The sequence below is a fragment of the Saccharolobus solfataricus genome (genome assembly GCF_900079115.1).
Classification (GTDB): domain Archaea; phylum Thermoproteota; class Thermoprotei_A; order Sulfolobales; family Sulfolobaceae; genus Saccharolobus; species Saccharolobus solfataricus.
In genome coordinates this window covers 2,485,983-2,510,818 of record NZ_LT549890.1, presented here as the reverse complement: position 1 = coordinate 2,510,818, position 24,836 = coordinate 2,485,983, and the positions used below count along the sequence as shown (strand labels likewise).

The window sequence follows — 24,836 nt, the reverse complement described above, 5'->3', positions numbered from 1 at the left end:
TATTTTCTCTTTTCCTATTTTTTACTAATGCAAGATAGTTTAGGATTACTTGCAATAACTCTAGTGATCGTTTTGCTATTTTCTATTTTAATTGGAATAATAATCTTAAATCATGAGAATTTTACACAACTCTACAACATTCAGAGTAATATAAATGGCGAAATATTAAGTAAAGCTAAAGTAGGTTATTATTGGATCGTAGAGGAATTAAAAAATAAAACAATTTCCTTCATACCTCATGTATATATACTAGACACCGAGGGTGTATATAACATTCAAAGCGTAGTTGAAACAACTTTTAACGGCGAAATTTACACATTTCCAGTTAAAGATTTGCTAATCTTTACCAATGGTTCATTGAATAGGAATGGAGTAATTTTGAGTCCGGGGAATGTAATAATTATAAGACCGAATATAACTAGCGGACAATTAAGTTTCGTAACCAACACTGGAAATGCGTTCTCGTTGGCTTTACTTCCACCTTCAGATAGAACGTTATTACCAAATAAGTCAAGCCAAAATTATACTGTTATTAGTCTAGGGAATGAGAACATTCTGTCAATAAGGACAACAAATAATCATTTAATAGGACCTCAAAACATAACAAGTGTTGAACTGATATTCAACTCCACGCCACCACTATATAATTACACACTTCAGCCAATGGTTAATAGCCCTAGCAAAGTCCAAGCTAATTATTACCAAGTTCGTATAGCCTATTTCGAAAATGTTACTTTCATAAAAGCTCTGGATTTAAAGGATAACAATTCATATATTATATATCCTGGTTATGGTTACTGGAGTGGAAAAGTTTACGCGATTGGCAACCATTATAATAAAACAGTTGGTAGTTTTAACATATCCTACAATACCTCGTATATTTACTACAAATACGGATCAATTAACTTTGCTCAGGATTACATAATCACTTTCCACGTAACTAGTCTTTCTGGCTACGTACCACTTTGCATGATAGTATACACATATAATCTTACAAATTCAAACTCAGGTTTCTATACTGTGGGAAGCTACAGTCAATTGTGGATTAAACCATTGGATAACAATAGTCCGGTCTATATTACTTATAGTGGATATAGTTATTCGTATTATGAGTATTATAATTTTACATTCAATTATTTAAATAGTAATAATATTAATCCGATAAGAGTTGGAGGTTCTTCGATTTACTTAGGTTATTTACCAATTAACATTACGGTGTATATAATGGGCAATTCACTAAATAAGGATATTTCCTCATTCCAAATACTCTATAACAACTCTCAACAGCTAATGAATCTCCCTATCATAATGAATATAACATATAATATAACATCTTATTCTCCTCCATTCTTACTGAACTTCTCCTTAACTAACGTATCTCTTACAGTTATGCTAAATGGAACACAAGATTTACCTAATTACACTTTTTACACTTACAAACTGAACATAAGTATTCCAATAAATGAAAGTATATTAAACATTAATGGATACGCACAACCAATAGTCATACCGTACTTTATTATTATAGTTAATGGAAAAATAGTAGGAGAAAACTTACCTCCTTAATGGTAAAAGGCTTTGATAGTAGTATAGAATCATAGATATAGCTATTGCGATATCATATGGAATAGCATTTATAAGGAGAATTAGCTCAGATAAGATTAACATTAGATAGACATATCGCCAAAGACGCTTTGAGAGAATACTTCCTAGAATTGAAAATGCTAATGAAAATATTAGAGCTGAATAAAACCACTCTTGATAATCAAACGCTGTGGGCGGAAAAGTCGCTAACCCAATCAAAGGAAAAAGTTCTCTATTTATTGAACCCTTTAAATAATGTAGTAAATAGAGTGCTAGCATCTCAGCCATCATGGGATAAAAAAACCAATAGCTATTTATGGAAAAATAAAGACTATAGTATAGGTTTGAAAATCTAGAAAAACCAAATTGAGCAATACCAAAAGTCGTTCCCATTAATATTTCATTTAGTACTAGTAGAATCGAGAAAATAACAACATGAGTCCTTTCTCCTCTAAACGGTGTATTTGCTAACTTCGCTATTTTCAGCAAAAAGTACGCGATTAGAGGTATCATAATAAAAGTGTTTATTCCAAAGGCTATTGCCAAAGATACTCTTGATGGATAGAGTAAATAAATTGATGCCCCAACGAACATAGCTATCATCATTGTGAGGGAAAAATAAACGAAGAAAACTCCTACATAAGTTCTTATCTTCTCTATGTAGAAAAGTATTAATACTATTATTGCAACCATTATTGATGCTATTGAGGATAAGATGACTAACTCATCTTGCATATTCCACTTACTTTATATTGAAAATAAAAAATTATATGTGACTTGTCAAAAACCTTTTATACAACGTAACTACATTTATAGTATGAACCCTTTTAAAAAAGAAAAGACATATCCTAAACAAGTAGATTTAAACAAGGTAGTAAATGAGTTTGTGTCTTACCTAAATATTCAGAAATGGAAAGTACAACAGAAAGTTGAGGGAAATAAGGCAATAGTTCAGGCCCAAAAAGGTGGAATACTAAGGGACATAATTGCTGCAGATAGAGCCCTAACATTTACTTTTGAGAATACAACACAAGGCCTTAAGGTGACTGCTGGTATAGGTAGTTGGAAAAAGAATTTAGCAATAACAGCATTAGAGACACTGTTTCTATCAGAATTGTTCTTAGTAGTTGATGTGCCGGAAATGCTATGGAATGAGCATGTTGAATCAGAACTTATGAAAAAATTGGACGAAATAATACAAAAGTCCTAATTTCTTATGGTAGGTTTTGTTTTAATCGAGAATATACTTTTATCCTCTCTTCAGACTCTTTAATAGGTCTTTCGATCTCCTTGAACTTCACCTTTTCAAGAAAGTCAATAATGTCTTTAGGCTTATCTACACCGCAGAATGACATACTCCTAACTATAGAGCCTAAACCCCAAGGACCTCCATAAACTGTATTTACGAATTTCTTAACTTCCTCAAAATTGTTCATAAGATAACTACATACTTCCTCCCTTATATGAGGATTGTGTAGCAGTGAAGATATAACGAATCTAGTATCTTGAGCCTTTATATTCCTTTCAAATATTAGTGAGAAAACCTTGACTACAATTGATGGATCACGAAGTGATGAAATTGCACTTAATATTCTATTCTTCTCCTCATCTATTGTATACCTCTTGTACTTTTCTAGAAGAGTATTGAAGTCGTTATTAGTTACTGCGTAAGCTATTGCAACAGCTTCTTTAATATTACTGTCTATATTTTCATATTGATCAAATAAAGTTGATAATCCTAATGCAAACTCTTCATCCATTCTAGCTAAGGCACTGATAACAGTTGAATACGCTAATTTGCCTAGGTCGTCATTAGCCTTTCTAAATATCTTAACTTGATTAACTAGGAAATCTTTCCCGTAATTTTTCTTAAATAGATAATATAATGTTAAGAGTTGAGAGGTTATCTCTCTTGATACAAAAGAGTTAGAAGTATATACAAACCTACCAATTACGCCAAAGTACGTCTTCGCATCTATTAGATCAGCCAATAGGAAATTCCAATAGTCGTTAACCAATCCCAACTCTTCATAAGCATTAAGCTTTGATGAGAAAGCTAGATTAAGAGAATCATAAAGGACCCTATAAAATCCAGTCCTATTTATATTAACCTTAATACTCTTCAAACCTTCATCTAACCTTATTTCAGCTGATTCCTTGTCCAGAAGAAGAGTGCCAAATTTATCATTAATCTCATATGTAATTGGAACCTTGTAAACCTCATTTAAACCGCTATCAAGAAGTGTAAATCTTTTTTGAGAAAACCTGATAGAATTACCGTATGCGTTGACAAAAATTACAGGGTAACCAGGCTTTGTAATCCAATCAGCCATAATTTCTCCAATACTCTGCCCAGCTGCGTTAGAAATAGAATTCCACAAATCCTTACCCTCTGCATTTCCGAATTTGAAAGAATTTAAGTAATTGACAACCCCCCTTCTGAAATTCTCCTCACCAACATAAGCCTCAATCATCTTTAAAATACTAGCCCCCTTACCATAACTAATATTATCAAACATTTGTTCAATTTCATGGGGATCTTTTACATGTGCCTCTATTGGATGTGTAGTAGAAAGAGAGTCATCCTCTAAAGCACCTATAGATTCGTCATAAATAAGATGACCTTCACTATCCCATTGGGGAAATAAATGCTTTATACTCTTATAGCTCATGAATGTTGCGAAGCTCTCGTTTAACCACAAATCATCCCACCACTTCAAAGTAACCAAATTACCAAACCACTGATGAGCCAACTCATGAGCAACAACCTCAGCAACTCTAAACTTTTGAGAAATTGAAGAAGAATCATCAGCCAGCAAAGCAGTCTCCCTAAAGGTAATAGCACCCCAATTCTCCATAGCGCCAGCAGCAAACTCGGGAACTTGTATTAAATGAACTTTTGGTAACTGATAAGGTATTTCAAAGTATTTTTCATAAAACTCAATGACCTTTCTGGCGACGTTAATTGCGAATAGTCCTCTTTTTGATTTTCCGGGTACTGTGGCTAATATTACTGTAGGTTGTTTAGAGTTATCAGAAATCTCCTCAAATTCATCTATTCCCAAGTATAATAGATACGTAGACATTTTAGGAGTTTCTTGAAAACGATAAATTACCTTACCGTCCACATCCTCTTCTATTCTCTCAACTGGCATATTAGATATTACCTTTAGTCCCTTTTGTACCCTAACGCTTAGTTTAAATCTAGCTTTCATTGCAGGATGATCAAAACATGGGATAAATCTCCTAGCGTATACTGCCTCAAATTGCGTTGTAATCATTCCTTTACCATCATAAGGAGCAACGTAAATCCCTAAAATTGAATCCCGAGAGGCTTTTCCTTTAAACTTTATCTCAAGTTCTCTTTCAATCTTTCCGTAGATTACTAATTTCTCACCTTTCAATTCAAATTTTGTATCCTTACCATCAGATTTCACACTTCTTATTTCGAGATTCACACTATCAAGCTCTAATTTTTCTTCTTCTGAGTTAAGGTATATTTTCTCTACACCCTCATATTCATTCCCATTAAAATCCAGAAAAATTTCGTATTTCTCGATGTTAGGCATGCCTATATAAATTCGGGTGTAAATAAAAAATTAATGATGAAGATAGAGAAGAATTTTGGTATACCTTTAGGAGGAATAGGTACTGGAAAGATAAACTTCTACCCAGATCTCACAATTGGCGAGATAACTATTCTAAACAACTGGTCAAATCCACTTAGAAAAGTAAGGGGTTTCCACCTATTAACGTTTCTAGATAAGAAACCTATATTTCTTCAAACTAATCCTGGCAAGAATGTTGAAACACCTCCTCAATATACTTACGTAAAAGACATTGAGACATTTGTTGAGTTCCCTGTTATCAGATATTCGACACCTCTAGCTGAAATAGAAGTGTATTCAATCCTACGGAAAAATGACGTTAAGAATTCATCCCTCCCAGTAATAAAGTTTAGAATAAAAGGTAAAGGAAGATTTGCAATTTCTTTTCCGAATATAGTTGGAAGTAAGAGAGCTGGTAGAGCAAATGAGAGCTATAAGGGAAAGTTAAATGGTGTAGTGATGAAAAACGAGAAGGCCTTAAATTCTGATCCAGCTTATGGAGAAATTTTCCTTGGATGTATTGGCTGTAAGGTTATAACCAATTACGCTTACTATAAACCAGCTAAGGTCGGAATGACTGAAGATATCACATATTTTTATAATTTAGAAGAATATGATGAAACATATGTAATAAAACCATATGCCAGAGAAGAAATAGGGGGTATTGTATATAAAGATGTGGATGAAGAAGAAACGTTTATCCTTTCATGGTATTTTAACGGAAGACCTTATCACTATCCATATGGACATTACTACGAAAATTTCTTTAAAGATTCTATAGATGTTGCAGAATACGCTCTCAAATTAGAACCAGATTTAGGAATAGAAGAGAAAGTGGAGTGGTTAAAAGATGCGTTAGTAAATAGCTTGTACATACTAACATCAAATACTTGGTTAACTAAAGATGGAAGATTCGCTGTATATGAAGATCCATTCGTTACTAAATTAATGAATACGATTGGTTCTATGACCTTTGATGGTCTCGGATTTACTCTCTTAGAACTTTACAGAGATTTAGTAATATCAGCTGATAATTACTTTATGAACTATGTAAATTATGGGGAAACGCCACATGATGTTGGAGAGGAAAGTATTGAAGATCCAATTTACGGTGCGTCATATCCATATTGGTGGACAGATTTGGGACCTACTTTAGTCCTAATGTTATACAGAGACTACGTGTTTACCTCTAATAGGGAAATTTTGGAGAAGAACTATAATAAAATAAAGGAGATAATTGATTGGCTCATAAGAAAAGATATGGATAACGATTGTATACCGGACTCAAAGGGTGGTTACGATAACTCCTATGACGGAACTCACATGTACGGAGCCTCATCCTATATAGCATCGATGTTCCTTTCAGCATTGACCGCATTTATCAAAATGTCTGAAATCTTGGATGTTAAGATTGATGATAAGTATTACAGATTTTTAGAGTGTGGAAAGAAGACATTTAATTCATTATGGAACGGCAAATATTTCATTTTATGGAAGAAAAATGACGAGGAAAATACGTCTTGTCTAAACTCACAATTGTTAGGCCAATTCTGGTGTGATATTTTAGGATTACCACCTATAACTGATCATGATAAAATAAATACGGCCTTAAGAAGTATTTATGAACTAAACTTCAAAGCTTCTAAATACTGTTTAACTAATGCAGTAAGGGAAGATGGCAGTGTGGATTCTTCAACAGCCCAACTTAGGTCATGTTGGCCTAGAGTTTCCTTTGCAGTAGCTGCACATATGATATTAAGGGGAATGGTTAAGGAGGGAATTGAAGTAGCTAAAAGGGAATGGGAGACGATAAAGGAGCTTAACCCATTCGATCAATCCTCTAGAATAGATGCAATAGATGGAAAGTACGTGGGGCTAATGTCGTACATAGGAAGCACTTCGGTTTGGCTATTGAAATTAGCGTTAGACAAAATACGTTAAAAATTATTTAATAAGAATATCATGAATATTATTATGAATTTGTATATGAGTAATGAATTATCCTTGTTTTTATGATGAATTTTTAAAGATGGAGAAGACTATACTACCACTTTTTAACGTTGTGAGCACATTGAGGTTTTCATCCAATATAACTAAATCTGCAACATAACCCCTAGATATCTGTCCTATTTTTTCTAAGTTAAGTAGAGATGCTGGAGAATACGTTACATATTTTATCGCTTCTCTTAATCCAATTATTTTACTAACACGTCTCACGCCTTCATCCAAAGTTATGTTACTACCTACAAGCCTTTTATTAGCCTCGAAACAAGCCTTATCGCAAGTAATTTTTTCTCCATATAGTAAAAATTCTCCTTCGCCTAATCCCGCAGCTTGTAAGGAATCAGTCACTAGAATTGTCTTATCCCCCTTTAACTTACTTACAATACTTAGTGTAATCTCATTAATGTGTACCAAATCTGATATTACTTCAGCGTATATCGGAGAAGTTAACGAAACACCAATTATTCCGGGATCTCTATGATGGAATGGCCTCATAGCATTGAACAAATGTGTAACTGATGATGCTCCAAAACCTATAGCTCTTCTGGTATCATCTGAATTAGCGTCCGTATGACCTAAAGAAACTTGAAAGTTATCCGCTAAATTCTCTAATTCTTTATCACTCAAAATCTCTGGTGCTATAGTAATTCTCTTTATTTTAAAGAGTTTAGAAATTTCTAAAATTCGTTCGTCGAATCTAGTAAAGAATTTATGTGCACCAGCTCTATTCGGATTTATTAACGGTCCCTCAAGGTGTATCCCAATACTTTTAACTTCATTTAAAACCCTTGCTATACTCACTAATTTTTCAACATTTTCAGAAATTGTTGATGGAATGAAAGTGGTTACACCATGTGAATAATAATAGGATACCATTTTCTCATAGTCATTAATACTTCTAATGTCATTTACAAGAATTCCCCCTATACCGTGAGTATGAATATCAATCATTCCAGGTATTACATATTTACCTCTATCTACTTTTATTTCCTCATTGCAGATTCCACTTCCAATTTTCCTTATTTCACCATCAGATATTACTATGTCATCCCTAAAACTTTCTAATGGGGTTATTATCTCTAGTCCTCTGATACACTTACTCACTTTCACCCACCTTACCGTATAAGAAACACGCAACTTCATGCGAGTATTTAAATAATTTGGGCTCTTCATTTTTGCATATATCCATTGCAAAAGGACATCTTAGCCTATATGGGCATCCCTTTTCTACTCTCTCGTAATTTATCTTAACGTTAATCTCTTTATATAGATTATCAATAGATGGTGTGAGCTTTATTAAATCATTAGTATATGGATGTAATGGATCCTTTAATATTTCCTCTAAATCGGCTCTCTCCACTATCCTACCCGCAAACATAACTATTGTATTACCCTTGTCAAATAGATGATAAAAGTATCTGGCTATTGGAATATCGTGAGTTATGAATACCATCGTAAGATTGAGTCTATTCTTTATTTCAGCTAATGTATTTAATATTCCAATCCTCAGCGAGGCGTCCACCATTGTCACAGGCTCATCAGCAACTATTATCCTAGGATTTACTGAAAGACTTCTAGCTATGCTAAGCCTTTGCTTCTGTCCTCCCGAGAGCTGATGGGGATATTTACCTAAAAATTCCTCTGCTGGTGTCAATTTTACCAATTCAAGTAGGTTAATCAGACGCTTTCTTAACTCATCTTTGTTAATTTTTTCCCAACGTAATATAGGAGCCACTAAGATCTCTTCCACAGTCTTGTTAAAGGGAAGTGTAGAGTAAGGATCTTGAGGAATTAATTGTACATCCTTTCTATATTTTTTAAATATTTTTCTTTTATTTTTCCAGATGTTATACCCATCGTAAACTACCTCCCCAGACGTCGGCTTTTGTAAACCTACAATTACTCGCCCTAAAGTGGTCTTACCGGCTCCGCTTTCACCTAATACTATAAGTAGATCCCCTTGATTCATGCTTAAAGAAACGTCCTTTAAAGCATAGAATTTACGCTTTTTAAACAGTCCAACTTTATCCTCGAAAATTACGGAAACTCCCTTAAGCTCCATTAGACCCATATAAGTGACACCTTACCTTTCTATCGTACACTAAACGAATCTCCGGTAATTCCTCTTTGCACCTACCGAAAGCTTTAGAACATCTAGCCAGAAACGGACAACCTTTTTCTTTTGATACTAAAGGCTCGTCTAGAGGAACATTAATTACCTTTACTTCTCCTTTTAAAGAAGGAATCGAGGATACTAATAATGATGTATATGGATTTAATGGACTCTTAATTATTTCCTCAGTTTTTCCCTCTTCCATGACATAACCTTTGTACATAACCAATAATCTGTTAGCTATTTGCGCTATATTAAGTATATCATGTGTTACATAAACTATTGTAACTCCCATTTCTTGATTTATATTTTTTATTAACTTAAGCAATAATTCTTGATTAAGCATATCTAAAGCACTTGTAGGTTCATCCATTAATATTAATTTAGGATTTAAGAGGAGGCTTAGTGCTATCATTACCCTCTGTTTCATACCACCAGATAATTGGAAAGGATACATTTTAAGAACGCGAGCTGGATCTAAACCCACTAACTTTAACAATTCACTTGCTCTCTCAATTACTCTTTTCTTATCGGCCTCTCCATGACTAATTGCCTCATGATAGAAGATCTCACTAATTGGCAAGACCGGATTTAAGGCGTTTTGGCTAGCTTGAGGAACATAGGAAATATCTTTCCATAATAATTTTCTAAACTCGTCAATAGTCATAGAAAATATGTCCATTCCGTTAAAAATTACTTTTCCAGAGATTATTTTGCCGGGAGGTCTTATGGCTCTTAGTATAGCGCTTATGAGTGTAGTTTTACCAGAGCCGCTTTCACCTATAATTCCAAGAATTTCACCTTTTTCTACTCCAAAACTAACATCATTAACTGCTTTAATAATTCTACTGTTTCCCTCATCATAAATCACATTCAGATTATGCACTTCTAAAATCATTACACATTTATACTCATATCCATTGCTTATAGATTTTTCCTCCCGAGAAAATAAAAGAGTGTGAAGTGAATTTATATTTATGGTGCAAGGCAAGTTTTTCGAGTATCTGAGACTATTATGGGATAACAAAAAGTCTAGAGTAGGATTAATAATAACCGTATTTTACATCTTAATTGCAATATTTGGGCAAATTATATTCCCTAAGACATACTCTTTACCTCCTAGCCCTACTACAATATTTATGCCTCCTCAACTATCAAACTTTTACCTTATCTTTGGAACTGGTCCATTTGCAGAAAGCATATTAGTACAGATTATTCAAGGCGCCAAGTCAGTAATTGAAATAAGTTTTTTGGCTGGACTATTCGCAACGTTAATCGGAATAGTTGTAGGTATAATTGCGGGATATCTGGGTGGAATAATCGATAATATTCTCATGGGAATAACTGATATTATCCTAACTCTACCTAGCTTGATACTAATTATAATAATAGTTAGCGCGTTTAAAACTAGTAATCCAATTTTCCTCTCCTTGATATTAAGTATAACTAGTTGGGCTGGATTAGCTAGAGCAGTAAGATCTCAAGTTCTAGTAATTAGAAACTCTCCTGCCGTGGAAGTGTTAAGGGTATTAGGACTGTCTAGAAAATATATAATATTTAGGGAGGTGGTACCAACCCTAGGTTCATACATTGCGATACACTATATATTTAATGTGGAAGCTGCGGTATATGCAGAGGTAGGATTATACTACTTAGGAGTATTACCCTATAATCCTAACAATTGGGGAGCAATGATCCAACAAGCTCTTTCATATGGTGCCGCAGCAGGTGGTAAGGCAATATATTATCTAGCCTTCCCCACAATAGTAGTTGCTGGTTTTATGAGTGGTCTAATACTATTAAGTTATGGAATTGATGAGATAAGTAATCCAAGAATAAGAAGATATTAAAGGGAAAAAAGAAGAAAAATTTTTAAAAAAGACTATACTACCTTTTCCCATTAAAAATACTTACACCCTTTTATCTCCTTCTCATTAATATTGCCACAGCAGCAATTATAACAATAATAACTATAACTATTGCTATTATAATTGGAATAGTTGAAGTAGAAGTCACAGTAACTGTAGTAGTAGAAATAGAAGTCGTAGTTACAGACGTAGTCGTAGTTACAGACGTGGTAGCTGTTGTTGCGGAAGTGGTTGTTGTAGTTATAGTAGTAGAAATAGAAGTCGTAGTTGTAGTAATTATAGTGCTCTCATATAATGGGGCGTACCAATAATCTATTAGAGCTTGTACCATAGCAGTACCACCTATACCGTATTGTGCCTCTTCCCATATCCACGAATTAGCAGGTGGAGCTGCAATAAGTAGCGAGGGATTTACAATGACGTAATTCTCGATCTCAACTAGAGGTAAGATTGGAAGTAAGTATTGGTTCATATAATATGATAACTCTTGATTAGCTTGTATTAACTGTTGTGTGGTATTAGGAGACTCGGTTTCCTCAAGTAATTTATGGAAGTCAATTATAGTACCATTAGGTAAAGTAAGATTCTCATTCCACTGTGTAACATTCCATGGATATCCTCCAAAATAAGAAAGTACCAAACTCCATGGTGCAGTCCCCGGCGAGTATGAACTACCCCAATTCTCAAACCATAAATCATAGCCGGTACCATTTTGCCATGCTTGATGCCACTGACTAACTACAGTATATATGTGTAATTGTACGTTAATTCCAAATTGCTGTAATTCTTTTTGTACTTCTTCCATCATTGCTAGTGCTTGCGTTGGTGGACTTCCAGCACCTATTGTTAAAGTAAACGGTGTACCATTTGGAGTATACCAAACTCCAGACTTCTGGTAAAACCCTACACTCTTAAGCAGCTGTGCTGCCTTTGTTAAATTAACATTATACGGATTTAAAGATGAGTAGTATTGCGAAGATGTCATGAATGAATAGTACGATAAATTGGGTATTGCATTAGGAATAGTAACCGGTGCTGTTAAAGGACCTCCCACTGAAGCTATGGCAGTCCTATTTAGAATATATGCAATTGCCGCCCTTACTTGATACTCTCTTAACCATGGATTCTTCAGATTGAATGCTATACCCCAGCCAAATGGTTGAGGTATATTAATTACCTCAAGTGTGGTCGGCAAACTTTCTAGCTGCGTTGGTGATAATCCTGTCAAACCGGACCAGTCCATAGAAACTTGACCACCCGTTATTGCAGCTGCTGCTAAGTCAGCCTGACCGTATTGATATATTATTACTTGATTGAATGGTATATATTTAGCGTCATAATAATATGGATTCTTATTTAGTACTATTTCATTCGATGATAACTGTGATAGGTAGAACGGACCACTATAAGGATATGTGGCAGGGTTTGGTCTAAAGTGAAGGATTTCTGACCTAATATTCTTAATAATCTGCTGCGCAAGTTTCATATTGCTTGTATTTTGTATTGTTGTCCAATTGCCCATTATCTGACTAATTATAGGCTTCCAAACTTGGTATGGTATTATAATTGCAACTTCCCCTAAGCCTACCGTATTAATTAGCGTGTCTGTAAACAATATCGGTGATAACGTATCTGGAGGCCAAGTCTCAACTAGCGTGTAATTATTAATAACAGTATAATTAGGAAATGGCGGAGCACCAAACATATCTAAAATTAGGCATGTGGCCATAAGATCGTAAGCAGTGAGAGGTTGCCCATTACTCCAACCAGAATCATTGCGTATAATCAGCGTCACATTAACCGGTTTTGTCTGCCAAATCTGCTGCCAGTTTGCTGGAGAGAAGTTCCATGAAGTTATTATCACGGGAATCGCTTGAGAATTACTAACATTAATTATTGCAGAGTATGCATAGAGCAATCCGTAAAAAGATCCACCTAAACCTCCTGCAAATATATTGGGATTATAAGTAGCAAATGAAGAATAAGCTTCGACGTTAGAATTATACCATCCTAAGTAAAGGGTTGACGGAAATGGTGAAGATGCTGAGTTGGCTATCATTATACCACTGATTGAAAAGAGCATTACAGATATCGAGAATATTACACCTACTTCTAATACTAATTCCTTCCTCATAAATATTATTTTGTATTGTCTAGCTTATAAACTTTGTTAAAACTCTAATGATACAGCTCAGAAACACTTATATCTTATTAAAAAGTAATAGTAATGCATGAACTATAAGTGGTTAATTAGAAGATTAGCTTCAGTGATTATTGCAATATTTGTTACAATAGTCATAAGCTGGGCCTTGTTGGAATTTTCTCCTTATTCACCTGCAAATTATATAATGCAATTCATAAATCCACAAGATTTCGCTCAAAAACCTGAACTGTACGCTTCACTCATAGATTATCTGAACACTCTTAGGCCGCATGGAAACCCTTTGATCAATGCAGTAAATTATATATGGAATACATTACATGGAAATCTTGGCTTCTCTATAATAAGCAATGTACCAGTAGCTGAGCTAATTGCAGTTGCCTTACCGTGGACATTATTCATTGTAGTAACATCCATTCTAATAAGTTTCTTCCTTGGTATAAGACTTGGTCAAAAACTAGGATACCTAAGGGGAACAAAGACGGATTCCGTAGCTACTGTTTCTTTATCAATACTGAGATCAGTACCGATTTACATTTACGCCGTATTACTAATTTATATACTTGCATTTATATATCATATATTCCCCACAGGTGGAGCCTATAGTATTCATGTAACACCGGGATTTAATCTTCCTTTCATAGCTAGCGTATTATACCATGCATTTTTACCAATACTTACATTAACAATAGTTAATTTAGTTGGGTGGATCTTACAGATGAGAGCAAATACAATATATGTACTGGGTGAAGACTTCGTCAACTTTGCTGAAATCTCTGGAGTTAAAAAAGATATAATAGAAAAGAAGTATATCGGAAAGAATGCGATACTACCCCTATATACTAGCTTAATCATATCAATAGGGTTCTCATTCAGTGGATCGGTTTTCGTAGAGCAAACCTTCTCCTATCCCGGAGTAGGAAACTTGTTAATTAACTCCATAACCTCTAATGATTATCCCACTGAAATGGGAGTATTTATCATAATAATAGTAGCAGTAATTGTGGGTAATTTAATTGCAGACCTAACATATTCATTCCTAGATCCCAGAGCTAAAGTAGGTGAAGAATAATGGAAGCATATAGAACCCTAATGAGTATAGGTTATACGCTATTGCTCCTTGACATTTTTTCACTGTTAATTTATAGGAGTCCTACCACCTTATTTTCGCAGATAGTTGTACTAATACTATCAGTCTTTATGATAGTATATGCGATTATCCAGATAAAGAATTTAAAATAGCTTTCTTAAAGTTGGAATCGGATTTAAAGAGTGTAGTGTATATTCTATCTTCTTTACCATTGATCAAAATGGAATCATTAGAGAATGATATTGAAACAAATACAACGTCAACACGACTTAAATCACGCAATTTTTTTAACACTAGTTTGTATGCTAAATCGTATATTCTCAGAAGAGAAGATGAGGTAATCTCCGCCTCCCTTTTTCTGAAATACCACCCTGGATTATATAAGCTAGATAATAAATAATCTAAAGAATCAAGTCTTTCTTTCTTCTCGCTCAGACTTTTTAGGTCCACATAGCCATCTTCTAGTAACTTGATGACATGATCCAGTGGAATTGGTTCTAATTTCTCTCCTTCTTGTTCAAGTTTAAGATTAGACCTTACTAATAAAATTCTAATATAAGGCTTCGATATACTACTAAGAAAATGTGCGTCTATAAAGATGTTGTTACCAATCATATAAAATGGAAGCAGTTTCATTTCCTTCGCCTCTCTTTTAACTGAACCGCGTAACCAAGAAGTATAAGTCCAACAAATAGTATAATTGCTGAAGATAAATAGCCAATACCCGAGAACCAAGAGTTGAAAACTTTTATAGTAAATGAAATGGTAGTTAAGTTAGAATACGGAAGAGATCTAAATTGAATATAAAGCTCACCAGTATTTGGGGAAACATATGATATACTAAACGAACTCACGTTATTTGCAACCTTTTGGGGTACGATCCCTATAATATAAATATCAATAGGTTTCGAAGAATTCCCTTCGATTATTATTTTATCATTTTGTTTAACCAAAATTGGAAAACTTTGTGCTCCTTCTTCAGCTAAGGAAAAATTATCTCTAAGACTATATACCACTAGAGATGAGTAAAGGTAAGTGAAAAGTACGTCTATCAAGCCTATAGCTAGTATTGTAATTGAGATTGCTAAAATTGTCCTCCTTCTCATACAGTATATACCCTATTGTGTAGCCGATAAAAACTTTATTTTTCCAAACCTTTACTTACATACATGACAAAGATTTCAGAAATCGAAGCGTACATTTTAGGTAAGGAAGTAACAAGCGCTCAATGGGCTTCATTAATGGTACTGGTAAGGGTAACCACAAACGATGGTAGAGTAGGCTGGGGAGAAACTGTAAGTGCCTTAAGGGCAGAAGCTGTGGCAAATTTTGTAAAAAAGATAAATACTGTATTAAAAGGAAATGACGTGTTTAACGTTGAAAAGAACAGGCTAGAATGGTATAAACATGATTTCAATATGACTATCTCCTTAGAGTCTACAACAGCCTATAGTGCAGTAGATATAGCTTCTTGGGACATAATCGGAAAAGAGTTAGGTGCTCCATTATATAAGCTGCTTGGAGGAAAAACAAGAGATAAAGTACTTGTCTACGCTAATGGTTGGTATCAAAACTGCGTGAAGCCAGAGGACTTTGCGGAAAAAGCTAAGGAGATCGTAAAAATGGGATATAAGGCTTTGAAATTTGACCCATTTGGTCCGTACTTTAACGATATTTCAAAGAAAGGACTAGATATAGCTGAGGAGAGAGTAAAGGCTGTTAGAGAGGCAGTTGGAGACAACGTGGATATTTTAATAGAGCATCACGGTAGGTTTAATGCGAATTCGGCTATTATGATAGCGAAAAGACTAGAGAAGTATAATCCATTGTTCATGGAAGAACCAATTCATCCTGAGGATGTGGAAGGACTTAGAAAATATAGGAACAATACGAGCTTAAGGATTGCGTTAGGTGAAAGGATAATTAATAAACAGCAAGCCTTATACTTTATGAAAGAGGGATTAGTGGATTTCTTACAAGCTGATCTATACAGAATTGGTGGAGTTACTGAGACCAAGAAGGTAGTAGGGATTGCTGAGACCTTTGACGTACAGATGGCTTTTCACAATGCTCAAGGTCCAATACTAAACGCCGTAACACTACAGTTTGACGCATTTATACCAAACTTCTTAATACAAGAGTCTTTCTATGATTGGTTCCCGAGTTGGAAGAGGGAGCTAATATATAATGGTACTCCAATAGATAACGGATACGCTATAATACCGGAAAGACCGGGTTTAGGAGTTGAAGTAAATGAGAAAATGTTAGATAGTTTAAAGGTTAAAGGTGAGGAGTACTTTAATCCAGAAGAACCAGTGTGGGTAGTTAAAGGAACTTGGAGAGACTATTAGTTATATCTCGCCCTTGGTAATTTCTTCTGGATCCGGTTTTCTGCTTATTATTCTACCTCCATCAATTATAATTTCCGTTCCGGTGATGAAGCTATTCAAATCTGAAGCTAAAAAGGCTAATAAATGGGATATTTCGATCATCCTTCCCATTCTTCCCAACAGAGTAGCTGCTCTCTTATCTAAACTTGCTGGAGGTTCGTCATCTTTTGAATAAATTGGCCCAGGTAATACAGTAATTACTTGTATCCCGTATTTTCCTAAATCCACCGCAAGACTCCTTCCCATAGATATTAATCCTCCTTTAGTAGTAACATAGGCGAAGGATCTCTCTAATGGAAACTTCGATTGGATTGCTGAGATATTAATTATTTTTCCCTTAATACCTCTTTTAATCATCAACTTTGCAGCCATTCTTGATAAGAGAAAAGGTGCAGTTAAGTTCAGACTTATCATCTCATCCCACTCCTTTATTGGGATATCAAGCACTGAATATCTTGAATTTTGAGACGCGTTATTTATCAATACATGGATTGTCCCCACGTTTTTCTCATACCATTCAATAAATGAGAGAACATCTTCTCTCCGTGTTAAATCAACTTTTTTAAAATATATGTTTTTAGATAGAAAGTTAGCTTCTCTCCTACCTATAACGTAGACATTTGCGCCCAATTTGCTAAAGAGTTCTGCAGTCTTTAGACCTATGCCAGAAGTCCCACCAGTTATGAGGCAGACTTTTCCGCTCAGATCTAGCTTTATCATACATGAATTATCTTAAACCTAAATAAATAAATTTTTAGATATTTTATGCTATTATATAGTTTTCAATAGCTATGAGTACTTATCTATAAGTAAATGGATAATTTATTTCACAATTTCAAGGACCTAATATATGCCTACAATATCAGGTATAATTATTGCACTTCTTTAATATGGGCGAAAACAATTATTTGAATTCACAACTAGTTTTAAAAGTTTTTAATAGTATTTAACACAACTAAGTTAAAACTTACACGATCTCATAAAAGTTCTTAAACCGATTACGATATTTTATAATATGATATTAAGTTTAGTCAAGGACGAAAAAATCACATTTAGACCATTAGTTCTTCCAATAGTCCTTCTTGCAATTGCTGTTAATCCTTTCACAGAAGGTCTTGAATTTTATTCTCCGGCAATTTATATGATATCTCATTATCTCGTTTACTTCTCTGGAATATTTGTTGGTTATAAGTACTTTAAGGGGGATATAATTTCCCTAATCCTTGGGTTAATACCACCTATCCTTTGGCACTTACCATATTTTTTTGCAATAGGAGCTGCTTTCATAACATATAGAGCAATTCTAGAAATAACGCTTCTTACTGGTGGAATCCTTGTCGGTTCCTCCATCAGATACGTGAAGTTTTACCTAAAAGTTACATTATTTGCACTTTGGATGTTAGGGGATAGTGCACTCGCAATTATATTTATAGTGTCGAGCCCCCTATATTCAAATATTGTATATAAGTTCTCTCCATATTCTCCATCAACTCTCCCAATTGCTGGAGTAGCTATGTTCATAGCGATGAACGTATTTCTAGGATATGTCATAGCTAGATATATAAAAGGAATAATAGGATGAGCTATATAGGCAATGGTAGCTGATACTTAAAATTCTACCGTAGGATTTGTTACCGAATATCGAAGAGCTTCTGCCAAATATTTTAAAAATTGATAATGTCAAAAAAATTTAAATTGCGTAAAATAAAACCGACGATGTACAAAATAGGGAGCCGAAGAACCCTAGTGCCATTAAGTATGCATAGTCTGGAATTAACAAGCCATAAAAAGCTAATCCACCGGCAGCTGCTATGCCTATAAACAATAAATTTAGTAAAGAAAATAGATATACTGATCTTATACCTTCTCTAACAGACTGAGCAAGCATAGCAGACCCAAAAAACCCTACAAGCATGGCAAGTGTTATATGACTTGATAATATCAAAGCTTCCGAGTAGGCATTTAGTGGGAATTTATCGTAAAATAGTGTGGCTAATCCTGCATAAAATAATCCAGCTAAAAGTATAGTTTCAGTTAGTGATATATATAACATCAACCTACTTGGTCTTATTCTAGATTGTGAAACTGCCAATCTACTCACCTCTTCTAATACTATATACTAAACAGCCAGAAGCGGTTATAAGTGCAAATACAAAACCCATTCCCATTTCGAGCAAATAGCTCACGTCTATTACACCTCCAAAATAAAACGACCCAGCAAAGGCTGCTAAAAGAACCGAGAGAACATTTAAAAATGAGAGCATAATTGCGCCCTTATCCTTATAACTTACTGCCGAAGCAAGTAAACCTACACTTAATATCGCAACGAGAATTGCACCGTATAAGTGCATTATTAAAGGCACTCCTTGAAGAGAAAGATTATACACAGCAAGTAGCATACCCCCAGCGTAAAGGATTAGTAATATTGTTATCTCACCAGCAGCGATAGCCGGCATATAGTTCATTCTAGACATCATCTTGCTCATCTGGATATATTTCTCATACATCATTTCTATAGCTCCCAAACTTGTCACCTCATTGGTAGGTGTTTCCAGCGCTCTCAAGCTCAGTGTAGCAATTACTAGGTGTTTGACCAGATTGTAATAGCATTTTTGGACAGCCAGTTGATTCATCATATGAAGATAGATACGCATACCCTGAAAGATCGTTAGTACGTCCTAATATCGTGGGAGCATTTAAGTTCATACCTATTGCGTACAAGTAATCAGTATTAGAATCCCAATACAACTGTACGTACGGTAACGGTCTAACTGTGGGTCCAGTAAGGACTGAGGCACCATGATAAGGATCATAAGTAGATCCGTGACAGTCACAGTGTATAACTCCAGGGGCATTGGCTTGTTGGGCTGCTTGAAGTGCAACTTGTGGTAAAAAATTGGGAGTAGGCAAACCAACTTTCATATACTTAGGAGGATAGAAGTGTATTTCAGGTGGAGTACAACCTAAATGTTGGCAAATTGCTGAAAAAGCTACTATTGAGTTATTGGGTCCAACCCCACCAGGAAAAGTATAAGTCTTACCATTTTCCGGAATAACAACAGTAGTCGGAGGAACTTTTATAGGATTATCGTTCTCATCACCTAAGTTTAAGATGAAGGTTATATCGCCTTGCATTGGATATTCGAACAATAATATCTCTGGGTCATTCACGGGAATTTGTGAAGCTTTAATTGGATTGCCACTGGAGTCGACTATAATTACCCAAGGAAATTGTTTCAAACTTATTTCTGGTTGATTGAGATATGAAATGACTGGAATTGCACTTAATACTGCTGCGGCTCCTATACCTATGAGTATACCTTTTAGGAAAGCTCTTCTGCTAGGATCAAGGGGACCTACATTTTTCTCAGCGTAGTTGTACAAATAATCTCTTCCACTTTTCATAAATTCTTTCTCATCAAACCTAGTTTTTGGATCTCTCATCCTTCTTAAGAGTTTAATAGCAAATATAAGGTCATCACGCTTGATAATTGGTATTCCCCTAGCCATACTAATTACCTAGTTTAGAATGTGAGCTATACCTTAAAAATTTTTATATTAAAATTTTACATTGCAAACTGCTTTGTTAGCATATTGAATATTTACAAATTGAATTGTTATTATCTTCGTTTCCATATAATATCAAGATTCACAAGGAGTAAGGTCAACTATACTGATTATTACTGTGTTTATCAAGTTCTCGATAATCGTGTAGTGGGTAAGAAGTATACTTATCTTGTGGAGAGTCATAATTCTTGGTGTAGGTCTCATTTGGCGAGGCTGGCTAGGGATACTAAAGCTGTTACTAGGAGTATGAGGATGACGGAATACAGTTTGGCCTTGTTGAATGTAATATATCCTCATATCTTCTCAAGGGGGAGAACTCCCTTAAACGAGGCATACTTGAAGGGAGTACAGTATATTAGAGAAAACTTGATAGAATTTTACTACTAATTATCGAATAAGATGACTACATGAGAACACTCCCTCTTTTACGAGGTAATTTATTATGCAATGAAATTAACTAAATAAATAAGTAAAAATAAGCACTAACCTTTACGTGTTAGAAATTATATGATAAAGTAAATAACATATATATTTATATTTAGGTAAAAATATTGAGTTAGTAAACCAGTTTCCGATTAATAGTGAATGCGAATACCTACAATTTTTCTTATAGTATATTATGTTATGTAATTCTAGTTTTAATTAACTCAACTTTAACAGAGTTTAAGTTATTAAATCTTCGAAAGATTTCAAATAAAGATTTATAAGCCTCAATACTCTAAAAAAGAATTAGGTGTAAAGTATGGATATTAAGGAACACGCTGAAGAAGTGTGGTTTATAATTATGTTGATCTTGGTTGCAACATTCTTCAGTTGGAATGTCTATTACATTTTGACTGGAAAGAGCTTTAGTTTAAGATACGGTTTACCAGAGTTTTCAGGATTACCTCCACAAGCTCAAGAAATAGTAAAGTATTTCGAAGCTCACCCACCACCTTCTGGTGAGTACTCTGAAGTTATAAACGGTACACTAGTAGTAAATCTCACTGCAGTGCAATACAGATGGATTCCCAACGTTATCATAGCTAATGTAAGTGAACCAGTAGTATTAATAATAAATTCCCCTCAAGTAGATACTGGATTCTACCTAAGACTTCCAAATGGATTAATTAACGTTAATAATGTGCCTGGAATTACAAGTTACGTTTATTTCGTAACTCCCAATCAGCCAGGGAATTACACATGGTATAATGCGGAATATGATGGCTACTCTTCATCATACATGACTGGAACTTTGGAGGTGGTATCATGAGCCAACTTTTAAATCAGATAAAGGATACTGTTATCCCTAAAAATACGTTAAACGTAGTTTGGCTTTACACTATAGGTTCTATATTCTGGCTAGGAGTTCTGGGAATAGCAGCCATGAATCTGAGAACGTACTTGACATATAATAGTAATTCCCCCAACGTGGGAGAACTATACTACAGTGCATTAACCATTCACGGCTGGGCTGGTATGTTCGGATTTGTACCTTTAGCTGCAGCTGCTGTTATAGCATTTGCAATGTATAAGAGTAACTTATCTATAGTTCACACTAAGTTAATGGCAATTTTCTTCTGGTTGTCTAATATCTTCTTAGCGATTGGACTAGCTGGATCACCAGATATGGGTTGGTATATGTACCCTCCATTGGCGATAGAGTCTGGTAGTAACTTCCACGCTTTTCTATTCTATACTACACCAGCTCTAATGGGGATGGCATATCTATCCTTAACCTTAGCTTTCATACTACAGACTGCAATGTTCATAATACTTATTGCAGATGCATATGCAACAAAGCCAAAAAATGAAAGACTAAACATTTTTGGAGCTTATGGAGTAGCCTTTGCAATAGTTATTGCAATAACGCTTCCCGCTCTTGCTGCATCAACGCTTTGGTACACACTGTATTTCTTTGCAGGAGTTCCAGTGAACCCATTACTGTGGGCATTGCTATTTTGGTTCTATGGGCATCCAGTAGTATATTACGTTCCATTCCCGTTATTTGGTGCATTATACTACTATATTCCGAAATATGCTGGAAGATCTCTCTTCAGTGAAAAGTGGGCTAGATGGAATATATACTTGCTATCAATAGGCTCAATGCTTATATGGGTTCACCACCTACAAACATGGCCATTACCAATAGACTTGAGAATATGGGTAAACTTATCCACATTAATTTTAGCCTCGGGATCTGGTCTTACCGTATTGAATTTGGGACTCACAATACTTCTTTCTCAAAAATATAATTGGAAAGATCCAGTAGGAATGGGAGGACTAATTGCATTAGTAGGATTCATATTAGCTGGTGTTCAAGCACTCGTTTTACCAGAGAATTCAATAAATCCACTATTCCACAATACCTATTATGTAGTAGGACATTTCCACTTAATGATATGGACTTTAATAGTAATGGGCTTCACTACAGTATTTTTGGATATGCTAAAAAGCACATTTGGTGGGTTCAACTTTAGCGAGCAAGCCTCTAAATGGATGAGAATTGGGATGATATGGTGGACTGCACCATTTTTAGGTGTAGGATATACGATGTCAGTAATTGGTTATCTAGGAATGCTGAGAAGAATGATAGCGTATCCATCAGTATTTCAACCCTATAACCTATTGGAATCAATGCTAGCTGAAATAGGGATTCCGGGACTATTAGTCACAATCTTTGTGGCAATTGTCGATGCATTGGCTTATGCTTCTAAACAAGGTATTTTTTCATCTCCTTCTCCCTCAACTTCTCCCTCTAATTTACCCGTAATGGCTAAAGATGGGGTGAAAAACAATGGGTGAGGAAAAAAAAGGTATTATAGATACGATAATTGATAGAGTAGGTGTAACTGAAGCGCCATTATTTAAGACACCGGATTACATGTATAATATATCCTATTGGCTAGGTGCAATGGTAGCTGCGGCTTTCATATATACTGTTATAACTGGTCTATTCCTCTTAATGTATTATCAACCAGCCTACGCGTACCAGTCAACACAAAGTATAATTTCCAGCGTTCCGTATGGCCCAGTCTTATTATTTAGTCACTTATATGGAGCATACATTATGATTATCTTGGCATATATACACATGTTCAGAAACTTCTATAAGGGGGCTTATAAAAAACCAAGAGAATTACAATGGATAACTGGAGTGATTCTATTATTGTTAACACTAGGGGCATCATTCTTCGGATATAGCTTAGTCAGTGATGTTCTTGGAGTCAATGCGATAGATATTGGAGATCAGTTATTAGTTGGTACTGGTATACCTGGCGCAACAACCATAGTAGGTTGGTTATTTGGTCCTGGAGGAAGTGCTGCATTATCATCAGATCCATTAGTGAGATCCGAATTATTTGATAGATTGTTAGGATGGCATATATTGTTGGTATTTCTACTGGGAGTTCTATTCCTATTTCACTTCATGTTAGCGGAGAGATATGGAATGACACCCTCAGCTAGGGATAAACCTAAAGTCCCCGCATACTACACGAAAGAAGAACAGCAGAGATTTAATGAATGGTGGCCTAGAAACTTTGTTTATATGTTATCAATCGTATTATTAACATGGGGTATAATACTATTTGTTCCTAACTTACTAGCAAATATCAATGGATTACCAATAGTTATAAATCCTTACCCGGCCCCACAAGCGGGATCACCAGAGTCTACCAGTGTACAACCATATCCCCCATGGTTCTTCTTATTCCTCTACAAGTTTGTTGACTTCCTTCTACCTAATGGAATGCCAATAACTCCAATATTGGTTTTAGCAGTTCTCATTATAGGTCTTCTAATTCTAATATTCCTTCCCTTCTTGGATCCCAGTGACGATTTACGTGTTACTAAAAGAAAGTTCTGGACTTGGATAGTTTCTACTTTGGCGATATATCTCATAGAACTATCAGTATGGGGATACTTGGAACCTGGTGTTCCAGTTCCATTCTCACAAGAGATAGAATACTTAGGTTTACCGTTAGTTATTATAGGGATAATTGTATACTTATGGCCAGTAAAACAAGGTAATACCCCAGTTTCAAAATCTGAGACTAAAGTAATTAAAATGAACATTACTCCTATGGAAATACTGTTAGCTAGTGTATCCTCCTTATCCTTGGCAGGAACATTTGTAAACTTCTTAGAATTTCCTACTGTCGTGAATGGAATCATTTTAATACCAGTTATATTACTTACAATATACATGTTAAGAAGAGTCGCCGCTTTTATACTTGGGAGAAAACCAGTAGCCGCTATAGGTAACAATATAGCGACCAGTTGGAGCAAGAAAGCCGCATTTTATGGAATTATAATAATTTTCATTGTTTCCTTATTATTATTGGGCCTAATGTGGACCTTACCGAGTATAGGACCGCAGTCAACGTATGCTGGAATGGACCTAGGCGTAATCTTAATGCTATGGGGGATAGCAGTTCAACTTTATCATTATGAAATTTATGTTAAATAGT

Annotated in this window: 22 protein-coding genes and 1 pseudogene; 11 read left to right on the top strand and 12 right to left on the bottom strand. The window is 35.0% G+C overall.

Going from position 1 to position 24,836, the window contains the following annotated elements; translation table 11 throughout:
- The first annotated feature begins 27 nt into the window (after positions 1-27).
- Positions 28-1,566: a hypothetical protein gene (locus tag SSOP1_RS13390; protein WP_009988598.1), complete on the top strand. Its 1,539-nt coding sequence runs from the start codon at positions 28-30 to the stop codon at positions 1,564-1,566.
- On the opposite strand, the gene SSOP1_RS13385 is transcribed toward SSOP1_RS13390, so the two are convergent.
- Complete coding sequence (locus SSOP1_RS13385) at positions 1,555-2,319, bottom strand: hypothetical protein (RefSeq protein ID WP_009988596.1); 765 nt, start codon at positions 2,317-2,319, stop codon at positions 1,555-1,557. The genes SSOP1_RS13390 and SSOP1_RS13385 overlap by 12 nt on opposite strands.
- Positions 2,320-2,401: 82 nt before the next feature.
- Between SSOP1_RS13385 and SSOP1_RS13380 the strand changes: the two genes are divergently transcribed.
- Positions 2,402-2,794 carry a hypothetical protein gene (locus SSOP1_RS13380; protein ID WP_009988594.1) on the top strand — a complete coding sequence of 131 codons (393 nt, stop codon included), beginning with the start codon at positions 2,402-2,404 and terminating at the stop codon, positions 2,792-2,794.
- 4 nt (positions 2,795-2,798) lie between these two features.
- On the opposite strand, the gene SSOP1_RS13375 is transcribed toward SSOP1_RS13380, so the two are convergent.
- A complete protein-coding gene (locus tag SSOP1_RS13375) occupies positions 2,799-5,153 on the bottom strand; it encodes a M1 family metallopeptidase (RefSeq protein WP_009988593.1) in 2,355 nt (784 codons plus the stop codon).
- Positions 5,154-5,186: 33 nt separating this feature from the next.
- Here SSOP1_RS13375 and SSOP1_RS13370 point away from each other — a divergent pair, with 33 nt between their 5' ends.
- Positions 5,187-7,133 (top strand): glycoside hydrolase family 116 protein, encoded by a 1,947-nt coding sequence (locus tag SSOP1_RS13370; RefSeq protein ID WP_010923952.1) that lies wholly within the window; start codon positions 5,187-5,189, stop codon positions 7,131-7,133.
- A gap of 69 nt (positions 7,134-7,202) precedes the next feature.
- On the opposite strand, the gene nagA is transcribed toward SSOP1_RS13370, so the two are convergent.
- From nagA to SSOP1_RS13355, 3 genes are read right to left on the bottom strand one after another with little or no spacing between them, the layout of a single operon-like run.
- Positions 7,203-8,300, bottom strand: coding sequence for an N-acetylglucosamine-6-phosphate deacetylase (nagA, locus tag SSOP1_RS13365; protein WP_009988591.1), 1,098 nt, complete (start codon positions 8,298-8,300; stop codon positions 7,203-7,205).
- The gene (locus SSOP1_RS13360; protein ID WP_009988590.1) at positions 8,293-9,267 is read right to left on the bottom strand and encodes an ABC transporter ATP-binding protein; all 975 of its coding nucleotides are present in this window, start codon (positions 9,265-9,267) and stop codon (positions 8,293-8,295) included. Before SSOP1_RS13360 ends, nagA begins: the two co-directional genes overlap by 8 nt.
- Positions 9,248-10,207 carry an ABC transporter ATP-binding protein gene (locus SSOP1_RS13355; RefSeq protein WP_009988589.1) on the bottom strand — a complete coding sequence of 320 codons (960 nt, stop codon included), beginning with the start codon at positions 10,205-10,207 and terminating at the stop codon, positions 9,248-9,250. The genes SSOP1_RS13360 and SSOP1_RS13355 overlap by 20 nt, the downstream gene beginning before the upstream one ends.
- 79 nt (positions 10,208-10,286) lie before the next feature.
- Between SSOP1_RS13355 and SSOP1_RS13350 the strand changes: the two genes are divergently transcribed.
- Positions 10,287-11,159 carry an ABC transporter permease gene (locus SSOP1_RS13350; protein ID WP_009988588.1) on the top strand — a complete coding sequence of 291 codons (873 nt, stop codon included), beginning with the start codon at positions 10,287-10,289 and terminating at the stop codon, positions 11,157-11,159.
- 70 nt (positions 11,160-11,229) lie between these two features.
- On the opposite strand, the gene SSOP1_RS13345 is transcribed toward SSOP1_RS13350, so the two are convergent.
- Positions 11,230-13,311 carry an ABC transporter substrate-binding protein gene (locus tag SSOP1_RS13345; protein ID WP_010923949.1) on the bottom strand — a complete coding sequence of 694 codons (2,082 nt, stop codon included), beginning with the start codon at positions 13,309-13,311 and terminating at the stop codon, positions 11,230-11,232.
- A gap of 97 nt (positions 13,312-13,408) precedes the next feature.
- Here SSOP1_RS13345 and SSOP1_RS13340 point away from each other — a divergent pair, with 97 nt between their 5' ends.
- Positions 13,409-14,410 carry an ABC transporter permease gene (locus SSOP1_RS13340; protein ID WP_009988586.1) on the top strand — a complete coding sequence of 334 codons (1,002 nt, stop codon included), beginning with the start codon at positions 13,409-13,411 and terminating at the stop codon, positions 14,408-14,410.
- A gap of 144 nt (positions 14,411-14,554) precedes the next feature.
- Here SSOP1_RS13340 and SSOP1_RS13335 read toward each other — a convergent pair whose 3' ends face one another.
- Together SSOP1_RS13335 and SSOP1_RS13330 are read right to left on the bottom strand one after the other, a co-directional pair.
- A complete protein-coding gene (locus SSOP1_RS13335; protein ID WP_009988584.1) occupies positions 14,555-15,064 on the bottom strand; it encodes a hypothetical protein in 510 nt (169 codons plus the stop codon).
- Positions 15,061-15,534: a hypothetical protein gene (locus tag SSOP1_RS13330; protein ID WP_009988583.1), complete on the bottom strand. Its 474-nt coding sequence runs from the start codon at positions 15,532-15,534 to the stop codon at positions 15,061-15,063. The genes SSOP1_RS13335 and SSOP1_RS13330 overlap by 4 nt, the downstream gene beginning before the upstream one ends.
- A gap of 63 nt (positions 15,535-15,597) precedes the next feature.
- Between SSOP1_RS13330 and SSOP1_RS13325 the strand changes: the two genes are divergently transcribed.
- The gene (locus SSOP1_RS13325) at positions 15,598-16,779 is read left to right on the top strand and encodes a mandelate racemase/muconate lactonizing enzyme family protein (protein ID WP_009988582.1); all 1,182 of its coding nucleotides are present in this window, start codon (positions 15,598-15,600) and stop codon (positions 16,777-16,779) included.
- Here the strand turns inward: SSOP1_RS13325 and SSOP1_RS13320 are convergent, their stop codons facing one another.
- Positions 16,780-17,538 (bottom strand): SDR family NAD(P)-dependent oxidoreductase, encoded by a 759-nt coding sequence (locus SSOP1_RS13320; RefSeq protein WP_009988581.1) that lies wholly within the window; start codon positions 17,536-17,538, stop codon positions 16,780-16,782. It abuts the gene before it with no gap.
- Positions 17,539-17,833: 295 nt separating this feature from the next.
- On the opposite strand from SSOP1_RS13320, the gene SSOP1_RS13315 reads away from it, so the two are divergent.
- Positions 17,834-18,400: a DUF1404 domain-containing protein gene (locus SSOP1_RS13315; protein WP_009988577.1), complete on the top strand. Its 567-nt coding sequence runs from the start codon at positions 17,834-17,836 to the stop codon at positions 18,398-18,400.
- A 108-nt stretch (positions 18,401-18,508) separates the two neighbouring features.
- Here SSOP1_RS13315 and SSOP1_RS13310 read toward each other — a convergent pair whose 3' ends face one another.
- The 3 genes from SSOP1_RS13310 to SSOP1_RS13300 are packed head-to-tail and all read right to left on the bottom strand — an operon-like array spanning position 18,509 to position 20,328.
- Positions 18,509-18,919: a hypothetical protein gene (locus SSOP1_RS13310; RefSeq protein WP_010923947.1), complete on the bottom strand. Its 411-nt coding sequence runs from the start codon at positions 18,917-18,919 to the stop codon at positions 18,509-18,511.
- The gene (locus tag SSOP1_RS13305; RefSeq protein WP_048054366.1) at positions 18,912-19,328 is read right to left on the bottom strand and encodes a hypothetical protein; all 417 of its coding nucleotides are present in this window, start codon (positions 19,326-19,328) and stop codon (positions 18,912-18,914) included. Before SSOP1_RS13305 ends, SSOP1_RS13310 begins: the two co-directional genes overlap by 8 nt.
- 25 nt (positions 19,329-19,353) lie before the next feature.
- A complete protein-coding gene (locus SSOP1_RS13300; protein WP_009988572.1) occupies positions 19,354-20,328 on the bottom strand; it encodes a Rieske 2Fe-2S domain-containing protein in 975 nt (324 codons plus the stop codon).
- A 144-nt stretch (positions 20,329-20,472) separates the two neighbouring features.
- Here SSOP1_RS13300 and SSOP1_RS13295 point away from each other — a divergent pair.
- The 4 genes and pseudogenes from SSOP1_RS13295 to soxC all read left to right on the top strand — a co-directional run.
- Positions 20,473-20,772, top strand: a pseudogene (locus SSOP1_RS13295) (IS1 family transposase); the annotation flags it as partial.
- Between the two features lie 355 nt (positions 20,773-21,127).
- Positions 21,128-21,637 (top strand): proton pump complex quinol oxidase subunit SoxA, encoded by a 510-nt coding sequence (soxA, locus tag SSOP1_RS13290; RefSeq protein ID WP_009988570.1) that lies wholly within the window; start codon positions 21,128-21,130, stop codon positions 21,635-21,637.
- Positions 21,634-23,169, top strand: a complete 1,536-nt coding sequence (gene soxB, locus SSOP1_RS13285; RefSeq protein WP_009988569.1) for a proton pump complex quinol oxidase subunit SoxB — start codon at positions 21,634-21,636, stop codon at positions 23,167-23,169. Before soxA ends, soxB begins: the two co-directional genes overlap by 4 nt.
- A complete protein-coding gene (gene soxC, locus SSOP1_RS13280; protein ID WP_009988568.1) occupies positions 23,162-24,835 on the top strand; it encodes a proton pump complex cytochrome B SoxC in 1,674 nt (557 codons plus the stop codon). The genes soxB and soxC overlap by 8 nt, the downstream gene beginning before the upstream one ends.
- Position 24,836 lies beyond the last annotated feature (1 nt).